The following is a 17,488-nucleotide window of genomic DNA, read 5'->3' as shown; positions in this document are numbered from 1 at the left end:
GAGCGGCCACGCATGCGCGGCCGCTCGTTGGCCTCGTTACTTTTTCGTCGTCACACCGCCGAGCAGACCGCTCACCAGCGAGGTCACAGGCGAGAGCAGGCCGCCGGCCGAACCGCTGCCGCTGGTCGACGACAGGCCGGCAATCGGGCTGGTCGAGGCGGTGGTCGTCGTGGTGCTCTTGACCGTGCTGGCTGCGGTCGTCGTGACGCCGGTCAGCGTGCCGGTGACCGAGGTAAGGAGACCCGTCACCGGAGCCAGCGGGCTGCTGCTGCCGCCGGTCGCGCTGCTGAGGGCGCCGGTCAGGCTCGACACGAGTGTCGTCACCGGGGCGAGCGGGTTGCTGCCGGAGGCGCCGCCTGCGGCGCCCGTCACGCTGCCGAGCAGACCGGTCAGCGGAGCGAGCGGGCTGCCGCTGCCGGCGCCGCCACCGGCAACCGATGTGAGGCCGCCGAGCAGGCCGGTCACCGGCGCCAGCGGGTTGCTGCTGCCACCCGTCAGCAGGCCGCCCACCGAGCTGACCGTGGTGCCGGTGCTGCTGACGACATTGCCGAGACCGGTCGTGACCGGGTTGCCGCCGGCTGCGGCGAGCAGGCTGCCGGCCTTGCCGAGTCCGCCGCCCACCGTCGACAGCACACCGGCGAGCGGTGCGCCGAGGCCGGTTGCCGTGCCGACGCTTTGCGTGGTCGAAGCCACCATCGACGTGATCGGCGTGATGGCGGTGCTGAGTGTCTGCGTGACCTGTTCGACCGGACCGGTCGAGAGGGCGGTGGTCAGCGTGCTGCCACCTTGGGTGACGGCGCCGCCGAGCGTGTCGACGAGGCCGCCGAGCGGCGAGGTCACCGCGGCAAGCGGAGCGAGCGGACCGCTGCCGAGGCTCGTCACGAGATTGCCGGCGCTGGTCACTGCGCCGCCGACATTGCCGACCACGCCACCGACGCTCGACACCGTGGTGCCGATTGCATTGCCGCCGGTGCCGAGTTGTCCGAGACCTGAGGTCACACCATTGCCGAGCGTGGAGACGGCCGCGCCCACGTTCTCCACGATACCTGCGGCTGCCTGAGTCGTTGCCGCGCTGACGCCCGGCAGCGATTGCGAACCGATCACCGAGCCGATGCCCGAGACAGTCGAACCCACGTTGCTGACGACGTTGCCCGCATTGCCGGCCACGGTGCCGAGTGCATTTGCCGTAGCCGTGGTGGTGGAGCCGCCGCCCGTCGTCGTAGTCGTCGTCGTGCCGCCGCCACCGGTGATGTCGCCTGCGCCCGAGCCGGCCGATCCGCCCGACGTCGCACCCATCGAACCGCCGCCGCTGCTCGTCGTCAGTGCGCCCCCGGCACTGCCGCTACCGCTGCTTCCCGTCCCCGAACTCAGGGTTCCCGAGCCTCCGCAAGCGCTCAATGACAGCGCCGCTGCCACCGCTGCCGCGATGAATGTTGCCCGTACCGTGAGGTTAGCCGTTTGAATGTTCATGTCGCCCTCGAATCGCATGTGTTTTGGATGGTGCCGCGTGCCTGTCTCTGCAACACCCGTGCCATTTCAACTGTGGAATGCGCGGCGGCTTTTGCGCAAAGGGCTGTGAACGAGGCGCGATAGGGATTTGCGCGCGATTGATGGAGTGCTTATCGAATCGGAAGCGCGCCTGAATAAGCGCGTTTGAAATGCGTTTCGCGTTCCGCGTAACGTAACGAGCCGGACTGCGCGTTACGGTGGGATGCGTAACGTGTGAGGCGGATTGCTTGAAACGGCCTGTTGAAACAGATAATTAGTGGAGCGAATCTAACCTATGGTTAGTCCTATGTGTTGCAACGCACGAACTGCCGTTAATCTAGCTAGACAGATGGCTTCAAACAAAATAGCGCGCACGCAACAGTCGGCAATTGCTTTAATACGATTGGTACGCTATAAAAGCCGGAAGCATCAAAGATTGACGAGGGAGGTGCGATATCGAACAGACGGCCCAGATTATTTTTCTGCTTTGAAGCCGGCTGCGATGAACAAGGTGTGCGGTGCGATAGACCCGGTTCGATGAACGAGAGAATCATCGATCACGGCACCGACTACACAGTCATCACGAGCAGCGTTAATACGAATCAAACTGCCAGTCCGAGGGCGAAAATGAGAAAGTTCACAACACGTTTCCTGAGAGATAACAAAGGGGTTACGGCAATCGAGTACGCACTCGTTGCCGGTTTGATCGCGGTGGTTCTTGTCACGAGCCTGAAGAATGTTGAGACGGCGCTGCAAGGTGTATTCACCAGCATCGTCACCGCTCTGACTCCGACGGGGACCTAATCGCTATTCACAGCTAAAGGTTTGGCGGCGGCAATTCCTGCAAGCGTATTGAGTTAATCATCGGCCTGCGTGCCGGTTGCCTTGTTGCGCCTCAGAAGAGCATTGCCAAATAAAGCGGATACGGGTTGCGCATGCAACCCGTATCGGTTTATCTCGTCCGTCGAGTCCGACATGAATCTGCTTAGCGATTCTCTATTCGTTGCGTGGTCAACGAGCGTTGCCGTTTGCGACTGCCGCAGCCGGCGCGTGTCGAACGCGCTCGTCGTTGCCGGATTGGCAGCGGCGCTGGCGTGTGCCGCGCTCGGCCACGGCCCATTCGGCATTTCCCTGGATCAGGCGGTGCTTGGCGCGCTCATTGGCCTTGGCGCGTTGTTGCCGTTCTTCGCGATGGGCGTGATGGGCGCCGCCGACGTCAAGGTATTCGCCGTGCTGGGCGCCTGGTGCGGCATGCATGCACTGGTTGGGCTATGGATTGCCGCGAGTCTGCTGGCGGGCATCCATGCAGTCTGGTTGCTGATGTCCACCCGCACACGGCTGGCCGCCATCGGGCGCGCCGGCGCACCGACCTTCGAAGTGGCCGGCAAGCGCGCCACTCCCTATGTAGCCTGCCTCACCGTACCGGCCATGAGCTGGATGGCATGGCACGCCTTCGCGGCGGGTGTGCAATGAAACGGACTGCTTATCAACGGGCGAAGCGCCGATCCGGTCGGACCACCGCGCCGCACTCGCGCCGCATGCGCGGCACCGCTGGCGTCGAATTCGCGATGGTTTTCCCGCTGTTCTTCGTCATGCTCTACGGGATCGTGACCTATACGCTGATCTTCGTCGCGCAGCAGAACCTGACGCTGGCCGCCGAAGAAGGCGCGCGCTCCGCACTCAACTACAAATCCGCCACCACCCCGGCCGCGGCCCTGGCGGCGCGCACGTCCGCCGCCTGCAGCACGGCGCAGGGACTCGTGGCCACGTTGATGAGTTCGGCTAAATGCGTCTCCACTTCGAATCCGTGCAGCTATGACGGAACCATGGACTGCGTGATCGTCACGCTGACCTACGACTATAAGAACGGCCCGCTGGTGCCCACCTTGCCGCTCACGAATTTCGCCTTGCCTGCTTCGCTGGTGAGCAGCGCGACCGTGCAACTCAACCCGGAAAACATACTGTGATGTGTGCATTGGCTGCGGGGTTTCCGTTCATGCGTGATCGACGTCAGTTTGCCTTCGGTGAGATCTCGCGGCAACGACAGGGCGCGACGTCATGCCGAATCTGACCCGCATCCTCGCCGGTGTGCTGATCGCGCTCGCGCTGTTGCTCGGCGTGTTCGCGTGGACGCTGTCGCGCCGGCCGGTGTCGCATCCCGTCGCGCCGGTGGCGCAGGCCACCTTCCCGGTCGTGGTGGCCACGCGCGTGCTGCCCGCGGGCAAACCCATCACCGTCGATGCGCTGCGCGTGCAGTCGCTGCCGATCAACCCGAACGGCGCATTCGGCGATCCGTCGATGCTGGTGGGCCGCGTGCCGACTTCCGACATCGGCGCCGAGTCGCCGGTGCTCGAGGCGCAGTTGTCGTCGGGCATGGCCGAGCAGGTCGAGCCGGGACAGCGCGCGGTGGCGGTACGTGTCGATGAAAGCAACGCCGTCGGCAACCGCCTGCGGCCGGGCAACCTGGTCGACGTGTTCTTTACGCTCAAGCGCGAAGGCAACGGCGCGAGCGGCGCTGAAGTCGACCGCAGCCAGGCGCGTCTGCTGATGTCGAAGGTGCGTGTGCTGGCGTTCGGCAATGCCACGCCGGGCGCGGACAACCCGGGCGACGCGAACGGCATGATACGCACGGCGGTGCTGGCCGTGCCGGTCGCCGCGGTCGACCAGTTGACCCTCGCTGAAACCTCAGGACGTCTCGTGTTCGCCTTGCGCAATCCGAAGGATGACGAAGTAGTCGATCCGGCTGCGTTCGCCCAGCCGGCAGGCGTGCTGAAGATTGCCGCCAATGCACCGGCGGCGGATGCGACCCAGGATTCGACGCGCGCCGCGGCCGGCGTCGCGCTCGATCAATTGGCCGGCGCCGCAGGCAATGCAGGCGCGCATGCACAGCCGGTCACGCCGGTAGCTCGACCCACCACGCGGGCCGCGGCGAGGACAAACGATGGTATCGAAGTGATACGGGGTGGGCGCGCCGAAACGGTCGCCCGATAGCAGCTTCAGGGAACGGGCGGGCGGTTGAGCCCATAAGAAAATGACAAAACGGATTCTTGCGTGCGGGATGGCGGCGTGGTTGTGCGTGGCGTCGCTGGCTATCGCGCCGGTTAGCGAGGCGGCCGACGGGTCGCAGACGGTCAGCGTGACGGTGGGCTCGCAGCAGTCGCTGGCGCTCGGCCATAGCTTGCAGCGGATCGCGGTCGGCGACCCGACGGTGGCCGACGTCCTGATCGTGCGCGGCGACAGGCGCGGCGGCGTGCTGCTCATCGGCAAATCGCCGGGTACGACCAATCTGCTGCTTTGGGAGCGTAACCATGACGCACCGATGTCTTACACCGTCAACGTGACCACGGCGGCTTCGACCGCTTTGCTGGGACCGGGCACGCCGGACGTGAAGACGGCGGGCGACACGGCCTTGATCTCGGGTTCGGCGGCCTCGATGGAGCAGCACGAGCGCGCCGTTGCGGTGGCGCAAACCGAAGCACGCGCCCGTTCGGCGGCGCAGGGCAGCGGCCTGGATAGCGCGGCGGGCGGCAAAGGCGGGAAGGACGGCGGCGGCCCGGCAGGAGGGGCGGCAGGCGGTGGCGAGGGGATTGTGGTGGATGCTTCGACGGTGGCCACGCGCTCCGTCGTGCAGGTGGACGTGCGGGTGGTGGAGTTCAGCCGGACGGTGTTGAAGCAGATCGGGCTGAACATCCTCAAGTCGAACAACGGCTTCTCGTTCGGCTCGTTTGCGCCGTCCGCGCTGACTTCGGCAACTTTCGGATCGTCGCCGACCTTCAACTCCACTGCGCCGATTTCGTCGGCCTTTAACCTGGTGTTCAACTCGGTTACGCATGGCATCAGTGGCGACCTGAGCCTGATGGAAAGCAACAACCTCGCGCGCGTGCTGGCCGAGCCGACGCTGGTCGCCCTGTCGGGCCAAAGCGCGAGCTTCCTCGCCGGCGGCGAGATTCCGGTGCCGGTGCCGCAGGCGCTCGGCACGGTGTCGATCGAATACAAGCCCTATGGCGTGGGTCTGACGTTGACGCCGACGGTCCTGAGCCCCGAGCGGATTGCGCTGAAGGTGGCGCCGGAGGCGAGCGAACTCGACTTCACGAACGCCATCACGATCAACGGCATTTCGGTGCCGGCCATCACGACGCGGCGCGCCGACACGACGGTCGAACTGGGCGACGGCGAGAGTTTCCTGATTGGCGGCCTGATCGACCGCGAGACCATTTCGAATGTGTCGAAGGTGCCGTTGCTCGGCGACCTGCCGATCATCGGCGCCTTCTTCAAGCAGTTGAGTTATTCGCAGGCCGACAAGGAACTGGTGATCATCGTCACGCCGCATCTGGTCTCGCCGATTGCCAGAGGCGCCGCGTTGCCCTCGACACCCGGCGAGCAGTCGGAGCAGCGTGACGGCGCGGTGTGGCGCTCGGTGCTGGGCGGCGTCGCGTCGCCGGATGCCGCGCCGGGTTTCTCGAAGTGAGCATGGTGCGCGACGCGGCGCGGCGACTGCCGCGCGACGTCGCGCCCGGAAGGGCGGATGGCACACGGCGCATGGGCGCCGGCCAGCCGTAGAGGTGAGCGGCAGGATTTGGCGGCCTTGAAGTTCCGGTCGCAAAGGGATGTCCAACATGAACGCGAGAACGCATTCATTGACTGAACGGGTGATCACCGACTACTTCGTGTTCGCGTCGCTGGCCGACGAGCACGTTCAATGGCTCGCCGATACGCTGGTGGCGGCAGGCGCGGTCGAACAGGTGACGCTCGATCCGTCGATGCTGACCCAGCGCATCGCGGCGTTGAACCCGTCGCTGGTGTTCGTCGATTTCACCGGCGGCCGCGCGGCCGCCGCGAGCGCCGCGGCGAGTGCGGCCCGCGCCGCCTATCCGGGCATGCAGATCGTCGCGGTCGGTTCGCTCGCCGAGCCGGAAAGCGCGCTCGCCGCGCTGCGCGCCGGTGTGCGCGATTTCGTCGATCTGTCCGCGCCGGCTGAAGACGCGCTGCGCATCACGCGCCAGGTGATCGACAATCTGGTCGAACCGGTCAGCCGTCACGGTCATCTCACGGTGCTGCTCGGCGCGCGGGTGGGCATGGGCGTGAGCACGCTGGCGGCGAATCTCTCGGCCATGTTGCACCGGCGCGACGCGTCGCAGGGCCGGCAGACGGCGCTGTTCGATCTGGGCTTGCCGGCCGGCGACGGCTCGCTGCTGCTCAACACGCGCAGCGAATTCAATTTCGTCGAAGCCGTGCGCAACCTGCGCCGCTTCGACCAGACCTTCGTGACCACCGCGCTCTCGCATCATACGAGCGGTCTCGCGCTGAGCTCGCTGCCGCCGAATCTGGCCGACATGCGCGAGGTGTCCTACTCCAGTTCCATCAGCCTGCTGAACCGGCTGCGTGCTTTCTTCGACCAGCAGATCGTCGATCTCGGCGGTTTCAGCAACAGCGAATTTATCGCCCACGTCGTCAAGGCCGCGGACGAAACGTGGCTGCTGTGCGACCAGGGCGTGGCGTCGATCGTCTCGGCGGTCGGCGTGCTCGACGCCTTGCGCGAAGAGGGCGTGGACGTGAGCCAGGTGCGTCTGCTCGTCAACAAGTTCGATCCCGATCTCGGCCTCACCGCCGCGCAGATCGCCCAGCGGCTCGACATCCCCCTGCTCGGCACGCTGCCGGAGCGGCGCGTGCCGCTCGGCCAGGCGGTCAATCAGGGACAACTGCTGATCGAGGCGTCCGCGCGCGACCCCTACGTGCGCGCGCTCGAACCGCTGGTCGAGCGCCTCGGCGGCGCGGCGCGAGCCGCCGCGCAGGCACGCGGCAAGTCCGCGCTCGGCGCTTTCAAGCGCTTCATCCCAACTTCCAACAAGCGGTCATAGACGATGGCTAAAGACATCGAATTTGCCGACGACGCGCCTGCGTTCGCGCATAGCCAGCAGTTCCAGGACATCAAGAACGCGGCGCACGAGCACCTGCTCACGCGGATCGAGGAACTCGGCGCCGAGTTCGGCCGCTGGTCGCGCAACGCGATCAACCAGTTCGTCGACCTGGAAATGGACAGCTTCGTGCGGCTGCGGCGCATTCCGATCAACGAGAGCGAGGTGCGGCTGATCGCCGAGGCGCTCACCAAGGAACTGGCAGGCTTCGGTCCGATCGAGGACCTGCTCAATGACGCCGCCGTCGAAGACATCCTGATCAACGGCTACAACGACGTCTACGTCTCGCGTCACGGCATCCTCACCAAAATCCCCGTGCGTTTCGCCGACAACGCGCATCTGCTGCGCATCGTGCGGCGCATTCTCGCGCCGATCGGCCGACGCCTCGACGAATCGAATCCGATGGTCGACGCGCGCCTGCCGAACGGCGGCCGGGTCAACGTGGTGATCGAGCCGCTCTCGATCGACGGGCCGATCGTCTCGATCCGCAAATTCCGCAAAGACCCGATGCGTCCCGAGGATCTGCTCGGCAACGGCACCTACAACGCGGAGATCGGCGCGCTGCTCGAAGCGGCGGTGGCGGCGCGCTGCAACGTGCTGGTGTCGGGCGGCACGAGTTCGGGCAAGACGTCGCTGCTCAACGCGCTGGCGTTTCATATTCCCGAAGCGGAACGGGTGGTGACGATCGAAGACACCGCCGAACTCTCGCTGAACCACCCGCACGTGGTGCGGCTCGAAAGCCGGCCGGGCGGCTTCGACGGCGCGGGCGTGGTGACGATCCGCGACCTGTTGCGCAACACCTTGCGGATGCGGCCCGACCGCATCATCGTCGGCGAAGTGCGCGGCGGCGAAGTGCTGGAAATGCTGCAGGCGATGAACACCGGCCACGACGGTTCGATGGGCACGGTGCACGCCAGCTCGCCGCGCGAGTGTCTGTACCGGCTCGAAATGCTGGCGGGCTTCGCGGGCTTTCAGGGCACGGAATCGAGCCTGCGCCGGCAGATTGCCAACGCGATCGACTTCATCGTGCAGATCGGCCGGTTGTCGAACGGGCGGCGGCGCATCCTGTCGGTCACCGAGGTGACGGGGCTATCGGACAACATCATCGCCTCGCAGGAGCTATACCGCTACGAGCCGGTCCTGTCGCAGGAAGGCGAAGAACTCGACCAGTGGGTCTCGCTCGGCATCCATCCGCATTCGCCGAAGCTCTCGCGTTTCCGGCAGGCGCTTGGCGGCACACCCGAGCAGGGCGGCCGGTTCGGCGGCTTTGGCGGTGGCGGCTTCGGCGGGGGCTTCAATGTCTAGCTCCACCGTGCTCTTCGCGGCGCTCGCGCTGCTATGCGCGGCCGCGGCGTTGCTGTTATGGCAACGCGGCGCGCAACGCGAGGAGCGCGCGAGCACGCAACGGTTTATCGACAGCCGGATGGCGTCGACGGCGCCAGGCGGTGTCGGCGGTGTCAGTGGTGTCGGCGGCACGACCCGGGTGGCAGCGTCGCGGCCGGCGGCCGCGAGCCACGGCGGCGTGGCGCCGTCGGCACCCGAAGCGCGAGCCGGTGCGCGGGCGCGTTTGACTTATCTGACGGCGCGGGCGCGTTTCCAGATCGACAACACCATGAGCCGCGCGGGCATTGCCAACGTGCGCACGACCCTCCTGATCGTGGCCGGCGTATCGATCTGGCTGTGCTTCTGGGCGGCGCGCGAGGGCGGCTGGCTGGCCGCGGCCGTCACCTTGATGGCCTGCCTGTGCTTCGTTGCCTTCATCGTCTCGATGCGCACGCAGAAACGCCGCCAGGCGATCTTGCGGCAATTGCCGTCGTTTCTCGACGGCATCGTGCGTTTGATCACCCTCGGCAATAGCGTGCCGGCGGCGTTCCAGGGCGCGATGCAGAACACCGAGACGCCGCTGCGCGAGTGCCTCGATTATGTGTCGCGGATGCTGCGCACCGGCGTCGAAATCGACCGCGCGCTGTCGCAGGCCGCGGTGCTGTACGGCGCGACGGAGCTCGAACTGGTGGGCGCCGTGTTGCGTCTGTCGGTCAAATACGGCGGCCGCGCCGATGTCATGCTCGACCGCATGGCGTCCTTCATGCGCGACCTCGAACAGGCCGAGCGCGAACTGTCGGCGATGTCGGCGGAGACGCGCTTGTCGGCATGGATTCTTGCGCTGTTGCCGGTCGGTATCGGCGGCTTCCTGATGCTGTCGAATCCGCGCTATTTCGGCGCGATGTGGTTCGATCCGTTCGGCCGCGAGCTGATCTACGTGGCGTTTGCGCTGCAGATTGGCGGCGCCTTTTTGCTGTACCGCCTGACGCGGCTGCGGAGGTCCTGATGCGTGCCGATCTGATCGCCGCGCTTGCACTCGCGCTGGTTGCCCTGGCGCTGCTGTTGCTGGGCGGGTTGCTGCTGGTGAAGCTGGCCGCCGCGCGCCGCAGCGAACGCACGCTGGTGCACGCGCTCGACGAACGCGCGCAGCAAAGCGCGGCGCTGGCCGCCGCCAGCGCCGCGGCCCGGCGTGCGGAAGGGCTCGCCAATGCGCCGGAAAAGGTTCAGAAGACGCTGCGTGCCACCGGCTGGAAAGCGATGCTGGAACGCTTCGCGCACACCGGCATCCGCTGGCTCGACACACCGTTCGGCCGGCAGCTGGTTGCCGATGAAGACCGCCGCATGCTCGAACAATGCGGGTTCGTCGATACGCGGGCGCGCGGGCTGTTTCTGTTTGCGCGGGTCGGTTGCGCGCTGGGCTTGCCGTTTATCGCCGGCGCGCTCGCGGGCGGCCAAATCGACGGGCGGCGCTACATCGCCCTGGTGGTGGCCGCGCTGATCGTCGGTTTCATGCTGCCGAAGGTGTTTATCCAGCGGCGCGCCAGCAAGCGGCGGCGCGGCGTGATCGAGGAATTGCCGATGCTGGTCGACCTGTTGCGGTTGTTGCAGGGCGTCGGCTTGTCGATCGATCAGAGCTTGCAGGTGATGGTGAGCGATTTCCGCGGCGTGCTGCCGGTGCTGTCGAGCGAGCTGGAAATTGCCCAGCGCCAGTTCGCCACCGGACGCACCCGCGAGCAGTCGCTGCAGCGGCTCGCCACGAGTTATGGCAATGAAGATCTGCGCGCGATCGTGCGTCTGCTGGTGCAGGTGGACCGTCACGGCGGCGCCGTGCAGGAACCGCTGAAGCAGTTCGGCGAACGCCTGCGCGAAACCCGCCGCGCCATGCTGCGTGAGCAGATCGGACGTCTCGCGGTGAAGATGACGGGCGTGATGATCCTGACCTTGCTGCCGGCGCTCCTGATCGTGACCGCCGGTCCCGGCGTGCTGTCGGTCACGCACTCGCTAGTGATGACGAAACATTAGGCAATGCTAATGAATGACGACGCAACCTCGATTTTTCTCCTGCGGCGCCAGGCTGCCATGCGGCTGGCGCGCGGCGGCGGCGCGTATCTGGCCGCGAGTTTGGCGCTGACGCTGCTCGGCGGTTGTGCTTCGACGCTGGCGGGCTATGGCGTCGGGCCGCAGGCCGAACGTCAGGCGCAGATCCAGCAGGCTGGCCGCGAACCCGCGCCGGACACGCCGGCTGTGTATCTCGACCTTATCAGCCGGATGCAGACGGAGGGGCTGTACTACGCGTCGCTCGCCCACATCGACGCATTCGAAAAGCAGTACGGCGCACGGCCCGACACGATCCTGATGCGCGCGGACGCGCTGCGCATGACCGACCAGCCGGGTCCGGCCGCCGACGCCTACACGAAGCTGCTGCAGACGCCGCTGGCGGCGCGCGGCTACCGTGGACTCGGGTTGATTGCCGGCGCGGCGGGCGACTTCGGTGGCGCCGCGCGGCAGTTGCAGGAGGCGGCGCGCCTCGCGCCGACCGATCCGTCGACGCTGTCGGATCTTGGTTACGCAAAGCTGCGTGAAGGCGACATCGACAGCGCGCGGGTGCCGCTCATGCAGGCGGCGCAACTCGACGGAAGCAATCAGAAGATTGCCAGCAATGTGGCGCTGTATCTGATCGCCAATGGCGACGAGACGCACGCCGCCGCGCTGATGGATCAGCAGAAATTGACGCCGGAGGTGCGCGCGGCGATTCGCCGGGATGCCGTCAAAGTGACGGCGGCCCGCTGGGCGCAGCAACGCGCGGCGCAGGTGCAGCAGGAAGCCCGGGCGACGCCGGTGGTCAGCGCGCCGGCCGCCGGGCCCGCGCCGCGCCTGCTGCAGCGGTTCTCGCAATAACGGGCGGTGCAAGGGGGAGGGAACATGAAAAAACAGCAAACGAATCGGGTCACCCGGCATCTTGCCGGACGCGGACGCGGACGTGGAGCGGCGTGGCTGGTGCTCGCGCTCGTGGCAATAGGCGGCATGCAGGCGGCGCGCGCGCAGAGCGACGGCGCACAGTCGGCGGCGCCGGTGCGCGCAAGCGAAATCGACCATGCGACGAGCCAGTGGCTCGCGCTTCAGCGCGGCAATACGCAGGCCGCGCCCGAGCAGCCGATGCTCGGCTCGGAAGCGAGTCTCGCCTACAAGCGCTATCTGGAGTCGTTCAATTCGAAGATCCCCGATTTCTACGGCTCGTCGATCGGACAGGGCAACGGCGGCGCTTCGTTGGGCGGCGCGCCGTCGTCGAACTGATATGCCGGCCTCCGCATCGTCCTCCTCGCGGACCGCGTGCTTCGTGCGCCTCGCGCGTGTCACGCGCCGTGGCCGCTCGGGCCACGTGTCGGCGCGACGCCAGCGCGGCGTGACCGCGATCGTCGCGGCGCTCTGCCTTGGCGTCATGCTGACGGCGCTGGGGGCGATCGACGTCGGCAACCTCTATTTCGTGCGCCGCGAGATGCAGCGCACCGCCGATCTGGCCGCGTCGGCCGGCGCGCAGACCATCAGCAATGGCAACGGTTGCGCCGCGGCCACCGCCTCGGCGCAGAACAATGCCGTGAAGGGCAACGGCCTGACCAATAGTACCGCGAGCGTGGCGGTCGTCTGCGGCCGCTGGGATCCAACGGCCAACGCGGGGCAATCGTATTTCTCGACCAGCGGCGCACCGCTGAACGCGGTGCAGGTGACGGTCAGCGAGACCGTGCCGTATTTCTTTGTGGGGCCGGCGCGGGTGGTGCAGGCGGTGGCCACCGCCGAGGCGACCAATATCCGCTCGTTTTCGCTGACGCCGACCGTGGCGAGCCTGTCGGGCGGTTTACTGAACGGGCTGCTGAACGGCTTGCTCGGCGGCAGCAATCTGAACCTGAGCGTGGCGTCGTATCAGGGGCTGGCGACGACCCAGATCAAGCTGGGCGATCTGGCGACCGCGCTCGGCGTCGGCTCGATGAGCCAGTTGCTCGGGGCTCAGGTATCGCTCGCCAAACTCGTATCGGCGATGACTACGGCCGCCGGCCAGAGCGCGACGCTCGGTGTCACCGCGATCACCGATCTGGGCACGATCCAGGCGGCGATTCCGCCCGGTCTGAACGTGGCGCTCGGCAGTACGGGGAGCACCAATGGTTTGCTCGCCGTGGCGCTCAACGATCCGCAAGCCGCGGCCAGCGCCACCGTGAATCTGCTCGACACGCTGCTGGTGGCCGCCGAGGTCGCGCAGCAGGGCCAATCGGCCATCGACCTCGGCACGGCGCTCAATCTGGCGCCGCTGGCGAGCGTGACGGCGAAGGTCAAGATTATTGAGCCGCCGGTGATCGCGGTGGGCGAGGCGGGGCAAAATGCCGACGGGACGTGGCGAACCAGTGCGCATTCGGCGGATGTGCGGCTTTATCTGAACATCAATCTGGTCAATCTGAACCTGGGGCTGGTGACGGTGAATGCGCTAAACCTTCCCGTCTATATTGAAGTCGGACCGGGTACGGCTACGCTGCAGAGTACGCAATGCACCGCCAGCAAGGCGACGAGCCAGAGCGTGATCGGCGCGCAACCGGGCCTCGCTTACGTATGCGTCGGCGGCGATGTCGCCAGTGATTTTGCCAATACGACGACGGCGCCAACCTGTAGTCAGCCTGCGGTGATCACTAGCGCCAGTCTTTCGGTGCCTCTGTTGCTCAATCTTTCGCTGATCGATATTTCCGTCGGCAACACCGCCACCAATCAAGGGCTGCAATTCCAGGTTCAGCCGCCTGCTCCGACGCCGTTGACGTTCAATGGCATCTGGGGCGATTCAGATGACTATCAGTCCAGCAACTCCAACGCCGTGGGTGCGGAGTCCAGCTACCTGTTGACACAGATCAGCAACAACCTGCTTTCGTCGTTGTCCTTGACCGTGGCGGGCGCTAACCCCGGCAGTGTCCTCGCAGCGGTACTGCAGCCGCTGCTGACTGCCGTGAATACGTTGCTCAGCCCCGTCCTGATCTCCCTCGACGCACTCCTCGTCCCTCTATTGCAATTGCTGGGTGTCCAGATCGGCGTCAGCACGGTCCACGACCTCGGACTCGCCTGCGGTCAGGCCCAACTGGTTTACTGATTCCTCGCCAATGAGAACCACCGCCAAAATCGACGAACTCGATATCTACGTTTGGGAAGGCAAGGCCGACATCGTCGACCGGGTCGCGCGCTGCATGGCGAGCTTCGACGTCGAGGTGATCCGCGCCGACGATCTCGCCATCTCTCCCGAGCGCACCGCGTTGCGGCCGTCGCTGGCCATCATCAGCGTCTCGGTTATCGACAGCGGCGCGCTGATCCTGCGCGACTGGCAGGCGGCGCACGGCATACCGGTGGTGTGGGTGGGCGCCGCGCCGCGCGACCACGATCCGGCCATGTATCCGTCCGAGTACTCGCACATCCTGCCACTCGATTTCACCTGCGCGGAACTGCGCGGCATGGTCACCAAGCTGGTGCTGCAAATGCGCGCGCACACCGCGCAGACGCTCGAATCGAGCGCGCTGGTGGCGAATTCCGAATGCATGCAGGCGCTGCTGCACGAAGTCGACACCTTCGCCGACTGCGACACCAGCGTGCTGGTGCACGGCGAGACGGGCGTCGGCAAGGAGCGCATCGCCCAGTTGCTGCACGAAAAGCATCGCCGTTACGGCCAGGGGCCGTTCGTGCCGGTGAACTGCGGCGCGATTCCGGACGGCCTGTTCGAGTCGCTGTTCTTCGGCCATTCGAAAGGCTCGTTCACCGGCGCGGTGGTCGCCCACAAAGGCTATTTCGAACAGGCTGACGGCGGCACGCTATTCCTCGACGAAATCGGCGACCTGCCGCTTTATCAGCAGGTCAAGCTGCTGCGCGTGCTGGAGGACAGCGCGGTCACGCGGATCGGCTCGGCCACCCCCATCAAGCTCGACTTCCGGCTGGTGGCCGCCAGCCACCGGCACCTGCCGCAACTCGTCAAGGACGGCGCTTTTCGCGCCGACCTTTACTACCGGCTGGCGGTGATTGAGCTGAAAATCCCGTCGCTGGAGGAGCGCGGCGCGGTCGACAAGATCGCCATCTTCAAGGCCTTTATCGCTTCGGTGGTGGGGGCGGAGAAACTCGCCGCCTTGCCCGACATCCCGTACTGGCTGGCCGACGCGGTCGCCGACACCTATTTCCCCGGCAACGTGCGCGAACTGCGCAACCTCGCCGAGCGGATCGGCGTGACGGTGCGCCAGGTCGGCAGCTGGGATGCGGCGCGTCTGCAACGGCTGCTGGCGCTCGCCCGCAGCAACCAGCCGGTGCCGGCCGAGAGCGCCGCCGAAGTGCTGGTGGATCGCAGCAAATGGGACATGACCGAGCGTAATCGCGTGCTTGCCGCACTGGACGCAAACGGTTGGCGCAGGCAGGATACGGCTGGCACGCTAGGCATCAGCCGGAAGGTGTTGTGGGAGAAAATGCGCAAGTACCAAATTTTCGACGAGGAACCCGAAACACGCGAAAGTGAGTAATAATGAGATGGATATGAGGTGGATGTACTAAAACAAAAACTGTTCAAGCAGGATTTACATGGACCATAAGTCGAAACTTCGACAGATTGCCTTGGGCGCTCTGGTTGCGCTTGGGACCGTGCGGGGCCTTTATGCACAGTCTCTGCCGGATAATGGGGCGAGCGCCGCCGTCGTTTCCCAGCCGGCTACGACGACAGCATTGCCGGGCACGAGCCAGGAACAGCCCGGGCAGTCGACGGCGCTTACGCCCGACGAGGCGAAGCAATCCGCCGCCGGCAACGTGGCAGAGCTTCAGCAGATGATCCGGGGTTCGGATCTGCGGGAGTTGCGCACGACCTACAACGGTAGCTACGGCGCGAGCATGCTGTTCTACCCGAAGGAACTGACCTACTACGTCGCGCTGTTCCAGCAGAAGACCTTCTGGCGGGTCATCAAGACCGAGGACGAAACGCGCGCCGACATGATTTATAAAGACTTCGTCAGGCAAACGTTGTCTTTGTCGGACATCGAGATTCGCCGTACCCGGCTGGAAGCGCAAAAGGCCTTCACGGAACGGATGATCGCGTTGTCGCAAGATCGCGCCAATCGCCTGCAGGCGGACCTTGACGTGGCGCATCAGCAACAGACCATCGTCAATACGCAGCAGCAGACGACGCGTGCGGAAGCCACCGCGCTCGCGCAGCAGAAGTCCGCCGCCCAGGCGCAGTTGCGCGAAGCGCAACGCCAGGTGCAGGAACTGCAGCGCCAGCTCGATACCGGTCTGCCGGGTTCGCAACACTGACGCAGCGCTGCGCCGCGCGCCGCCGGCGCGGCTGGCGGCAGAACAAAACCTCGCCCGGTTCGCCGCGCGAGGTTTTGTTGTTTGCGGCGCGGTATTTGGCAGCGGCGAGGCGGGTGTTGCGGCCGCGCGCCTTGCCTTGGCATCTTCTGAGGCTATTTATTCCGCGCTGAGCGATTCCGGCTCGCCCGGCGCCGTCTTGCGGCGCGAGACGCTTTCCCACCCGGCCACTACGATCATCACGGCGGTGGTGAGGCCGCCCGTCATCAGTAGATCCGTGTGGAACGCGAACGGCGCGACGAGCGCAAGCAGCGCGAGGCCGATCCAGTGCGAGAGCGGAAACCAGCCGTAGACCACGCGCTTGTACAGGCCATTGCCCGCCACATAGATGGCCGGGCCGCCGAGCAGCAGCCAGGCGCTCGGCCAGTCGATGGGCTCGGGTGGATGCAGGATCACGAGGTCGTCGGCGGCGGCCGAAACGATCACGCCGGCAATCAGGATCACGTGGACGTAATGGAAATACGCCGCCATCAGGCCGGGTTCGTGTGAGCGCGCGATGGCGCGGCTGCCGGCGCTGCTGCTGGTGTCGAAGTAGATCCACCACATCGCGACACTGCCGGCGAAGCACACGAGGAAGGCAATGATCGACGGCGCGTTCCAGTTGCCCAGATCCGATAGTGTGCCGCCCGTCACCACCACCGACTCGCCGAGCCCGAGAATCACGAAGGCCTGGCAGCGTTCGGCGATATGGCCGCCTTCGGTGCTGCGCCAGTCGGCGGCGCTCGAGCGGCCGAGCCCCGGCAGCGGGAAGCCGAACATCGGCGAGAGGTATTCGCACAGCACCGCCACGCTCCAGCAGGCGAAACGCGGCATCCCATCCAGCAAGCCGCCGGCGAGCCACGCGAGGCCGGAAATCGCCAGCCACCCGCAGATACGCCGGAAGTTGGCGGTGAGCGCGTGGTGACGGCCCAAAAAAACCAGCACTGCGAGACTGCGGCCCACCTGGATCGTCACATAACTGATGGCGAAGACGAGGCCGCGCTCGCCGTAGGCGAGCGGCAGGCTCGCGGCCATCACCATGCCGACCACCATCACGGCGAACAACAGGAGCCGGATCTGCAGGCGCTCGGGATCGAACCAGTTGGTCACCCAGCAGGTGTATTGCCAGCCGAGCCATACCGCGAACCACAGCACCAGCGTTTCCAGCGCGCCGAAAGCGCTGAGGTGATGCACCAGCCGATGCGAGAGCTGCGTGACCGCAAACGCGTAGATCAGGTCGAAGAACAGTTCGACATTGGTGACGCGGGCTTCGCGGCCGTCACGCTCGCGCAGGAAGCGCGCAGAGGTGGGCGCCGGACGGGATGGTTGAGCGGCGGGGTTGGGCATGCTGTCGTTCCTTCTGGCGGGAGCGGGCAGGTTGATTCCGCGCGCCGTGCGCCGCGTGTCTCGCGGCGTCGCGC

16 protein-coding genes are annotated in these 17,488 nt (G+C 66.1%); 14 read left to right on the top strand and 2 right to left on the bottom strand.

The features are described 5' to 3' along the window. Window positions 1–36: 36 nt before the first annotated feature. Window positions 37–1,470, bottom strand: a complete 1,434-nt coding sequence (locus FQ755_RS11190; protein WP_144154029.1) for a collagen-like triple helix repeat-containing protein — start codon at window positions 1,468–1,470, stop codon at window positions 37–39. A gap of 555 nt (window positions 1,471–2,025) precedes the next feature. Between FQ755_RS11190 and FQ755_RS11185 the strand changes: the two genes are divergently transcribed. From FQ755_RS11185 to FQ755_RS11120, 14 genes are all read left to right on the top strand, one after another. Next, complete coding sequence (locus FQ755_RS11185) at window positions 2,026–2,292, top strand: Flp family type IVb pilin (protein WP_313957447.1); 267 nt, start codon at window positions 2,026–2,028, stop codon at window positions 2,290–2,292. A 171-nt stretch (window positions 2,293–2,463) separates the two neighbouring features. Beyond that, window positions 2,464–2,961, top strand: coding sequence for a prepilin peptidase (locus FQ755_RS11180; RefSeq protein WP_144154027.1), 498 nt, complete (start codon window positions 2,464–2,466; stop codon window positions 2,959–2,961). After that, window positions 2,958–3,455: a TadE/TadG family type IV pilus assembly protein gene (locus FQ755_RS11175; RefSeq protein WP_260858497.1), complete on the top strand. Its 498-nt coding sequence runs from the start codon at window positions 2,958–2,960 to the stop codon at window positions 3,453–3,455. The genes FQ755_RS11180 and FQ755_RS11175 overlap by 4 nt, the downstream gene beginning before the upstream one ends. 91 nt (window positions 3,456–3,546) lie before the next feature. Beyond that, window positions 3,547–4,479, top strand: coding sequence for a Flp pilus assembly protein CpaB (gene cpaB, locus FQ755_RS11170; protein ID WP_144154023.1), 933 nt, complete (start codon window positions 3,547–3,549; stop codon window positions 4,477–4,479). 40 nt (window positions 4,480–4,519) lie between these two features. Continuing rightward, window positions 4,520–5,956, top strand: coding sequence for a type II and III secretion system protein family protein (locus FQ755_RS11165; protein WP_144154021.1), 1,437 nt, complete (start codon window positions 4,520–4,522; stop codon window positions 5,954–5,956). A gap of 148 nt (window positions 5,957–6,104) precedes the next feature. After that, on the top strand, window positions 6,105–7,346 hold the full coding sequence (locus tag FQ755_RS11160; RefSeq protein ID WP_144154019.1) for a fimbrial protein: 1,242 nt from the start codon (window positions 6,105–6,107) through the stop codon (window positions 7,344–7,346). Window positions 7,347–7,349: 3 nt separating this feature from the next. Then, complete coding sequence (locus FQ755_RS11155) at window positions 7,350–8,708, top strand: CpaF family protein (protein WP_144154017.1); 1,359 nt, start codon at window positions 7,350–7,352, stop codon at window positions 8,706–8,708. Further along, the gene (locus FQ755_RS11150) at window positions 8,701–9,732 is read left to right on the top strand and encodes a type II secretion system F family protein (RefSeq protein WP_144154015.1); all 1,032 of its coding nucleotides are present in this window, start codon (window positions 8,701–8,703) and stop codon (window positions 9,730–9,732) included. Before FQ755_RS11155 ends, FQ755_RS11150 begins: the two co-directional genes overlap by 8 nt. Next, complete coding sequence (locus FQ755_RS11145; protein ID WP_144154013.1) at window positions 9,732–10,748, top strand: type II secretion system F family protein; 1,017 nt, start codon at window positions 9,732–9,734, stop codon at window positions 10,746–10,748. Before FQ755_RS11150 ends, FQ755_RS11145 begins: the two co-directional genes overlap by 1 nt. Before the next feature lie 57 nt (window positions 10,749–10,805). Continuing rightward, window positions 10,806–11,624: a pilus assembly protein gene (locus FQ755_RS11140; protein ID WP_144154648.1), complete on the top strand. Its 819-nt coding sequence runs from the start codon at window positions 10,806–10,808 to the stop codon at window positions 11,622–11,624. Between the two features lie 24 nt (window positions 11,625–11,648). Beyond that, the gene (locus FQ755_RS11135; protein ID WP_144154011.1) at window positions 11,649–12,020 is read left to right on the top strand and encodes a DUF3613 domain-containing protein; all 372 of its coding nucleotides are present in this window, start codon (window positions 11,649–11,651) and stop codon (window positions 12,018–12,020) included. A gap of 1 nt (window position 12,021) precedes the next feature. Next, window positions 12,022–13,848, top strand: coding sequence for a TadG family pilus assembly protein (locus FQ755_RS11130; protein ID WP_144154009.1), 1,827 nt, complete (start codon window positions 12,022–12,024; stop codon window positions 13,846–13,848). 10 nt (window positions 13,849–13,858) lie between these two features. After that, window positions 13,859–15,250: a sigma 54-interacting transcriptional regulator gene (locus tag FQ755_RS11125; RefSeq protein ID WP_144154007.1), complete on the top strand. Its 1,392-nt coding sequence runs from the start codon at window positions 13,859–13,861 to the stop codon at window positions 15,248–15,250. 58 nt (window positions 15,251–15,308) lie between these two features. Beyond that, window positions 15,309–16,031, top strand: coding sequence for a DUF2968 domain-containing protein (locus FQ755_RS11120; protein WP_144154005.1), 723 nt, complete (start codon window positions 15,309–15,311; stop codon window positions 16,029–16,031). Between the two features lie 156 nt (window positions 16,032–16,187). Here the strand turns inward: FQ755_RS11120 and FQ755_RS11115 are convergent, their stop codons facing one another. Beyond that, entirely contained in the window at window positions 16,188–17,414 is a 1,227-nt protein-coding gene (locus FQ755_RS11115; RefSeq protein ID WP_144154003.1) for a low temperature requirement protein A, read from the bottom strand. Window positions 17,415–17,488 lie beyond the last annotated feature (74 nt).

Origin of the sequence: Paraburkholderia sp. BCC1885 (genome assembly GCF_900996235.1) — a bacterium.
Taxonomy (GTDB): Bacteria; Pseudomonadota; Gammaproteobacteria; order Burkholderiales; family Burkholderiaceae; genus Paraburkholderia.
The sequence above is the reverse complement of the archived record's forward strand: the minus strand, read 5'-3'. Positions and strand labels throughout refer to the sequence as shown.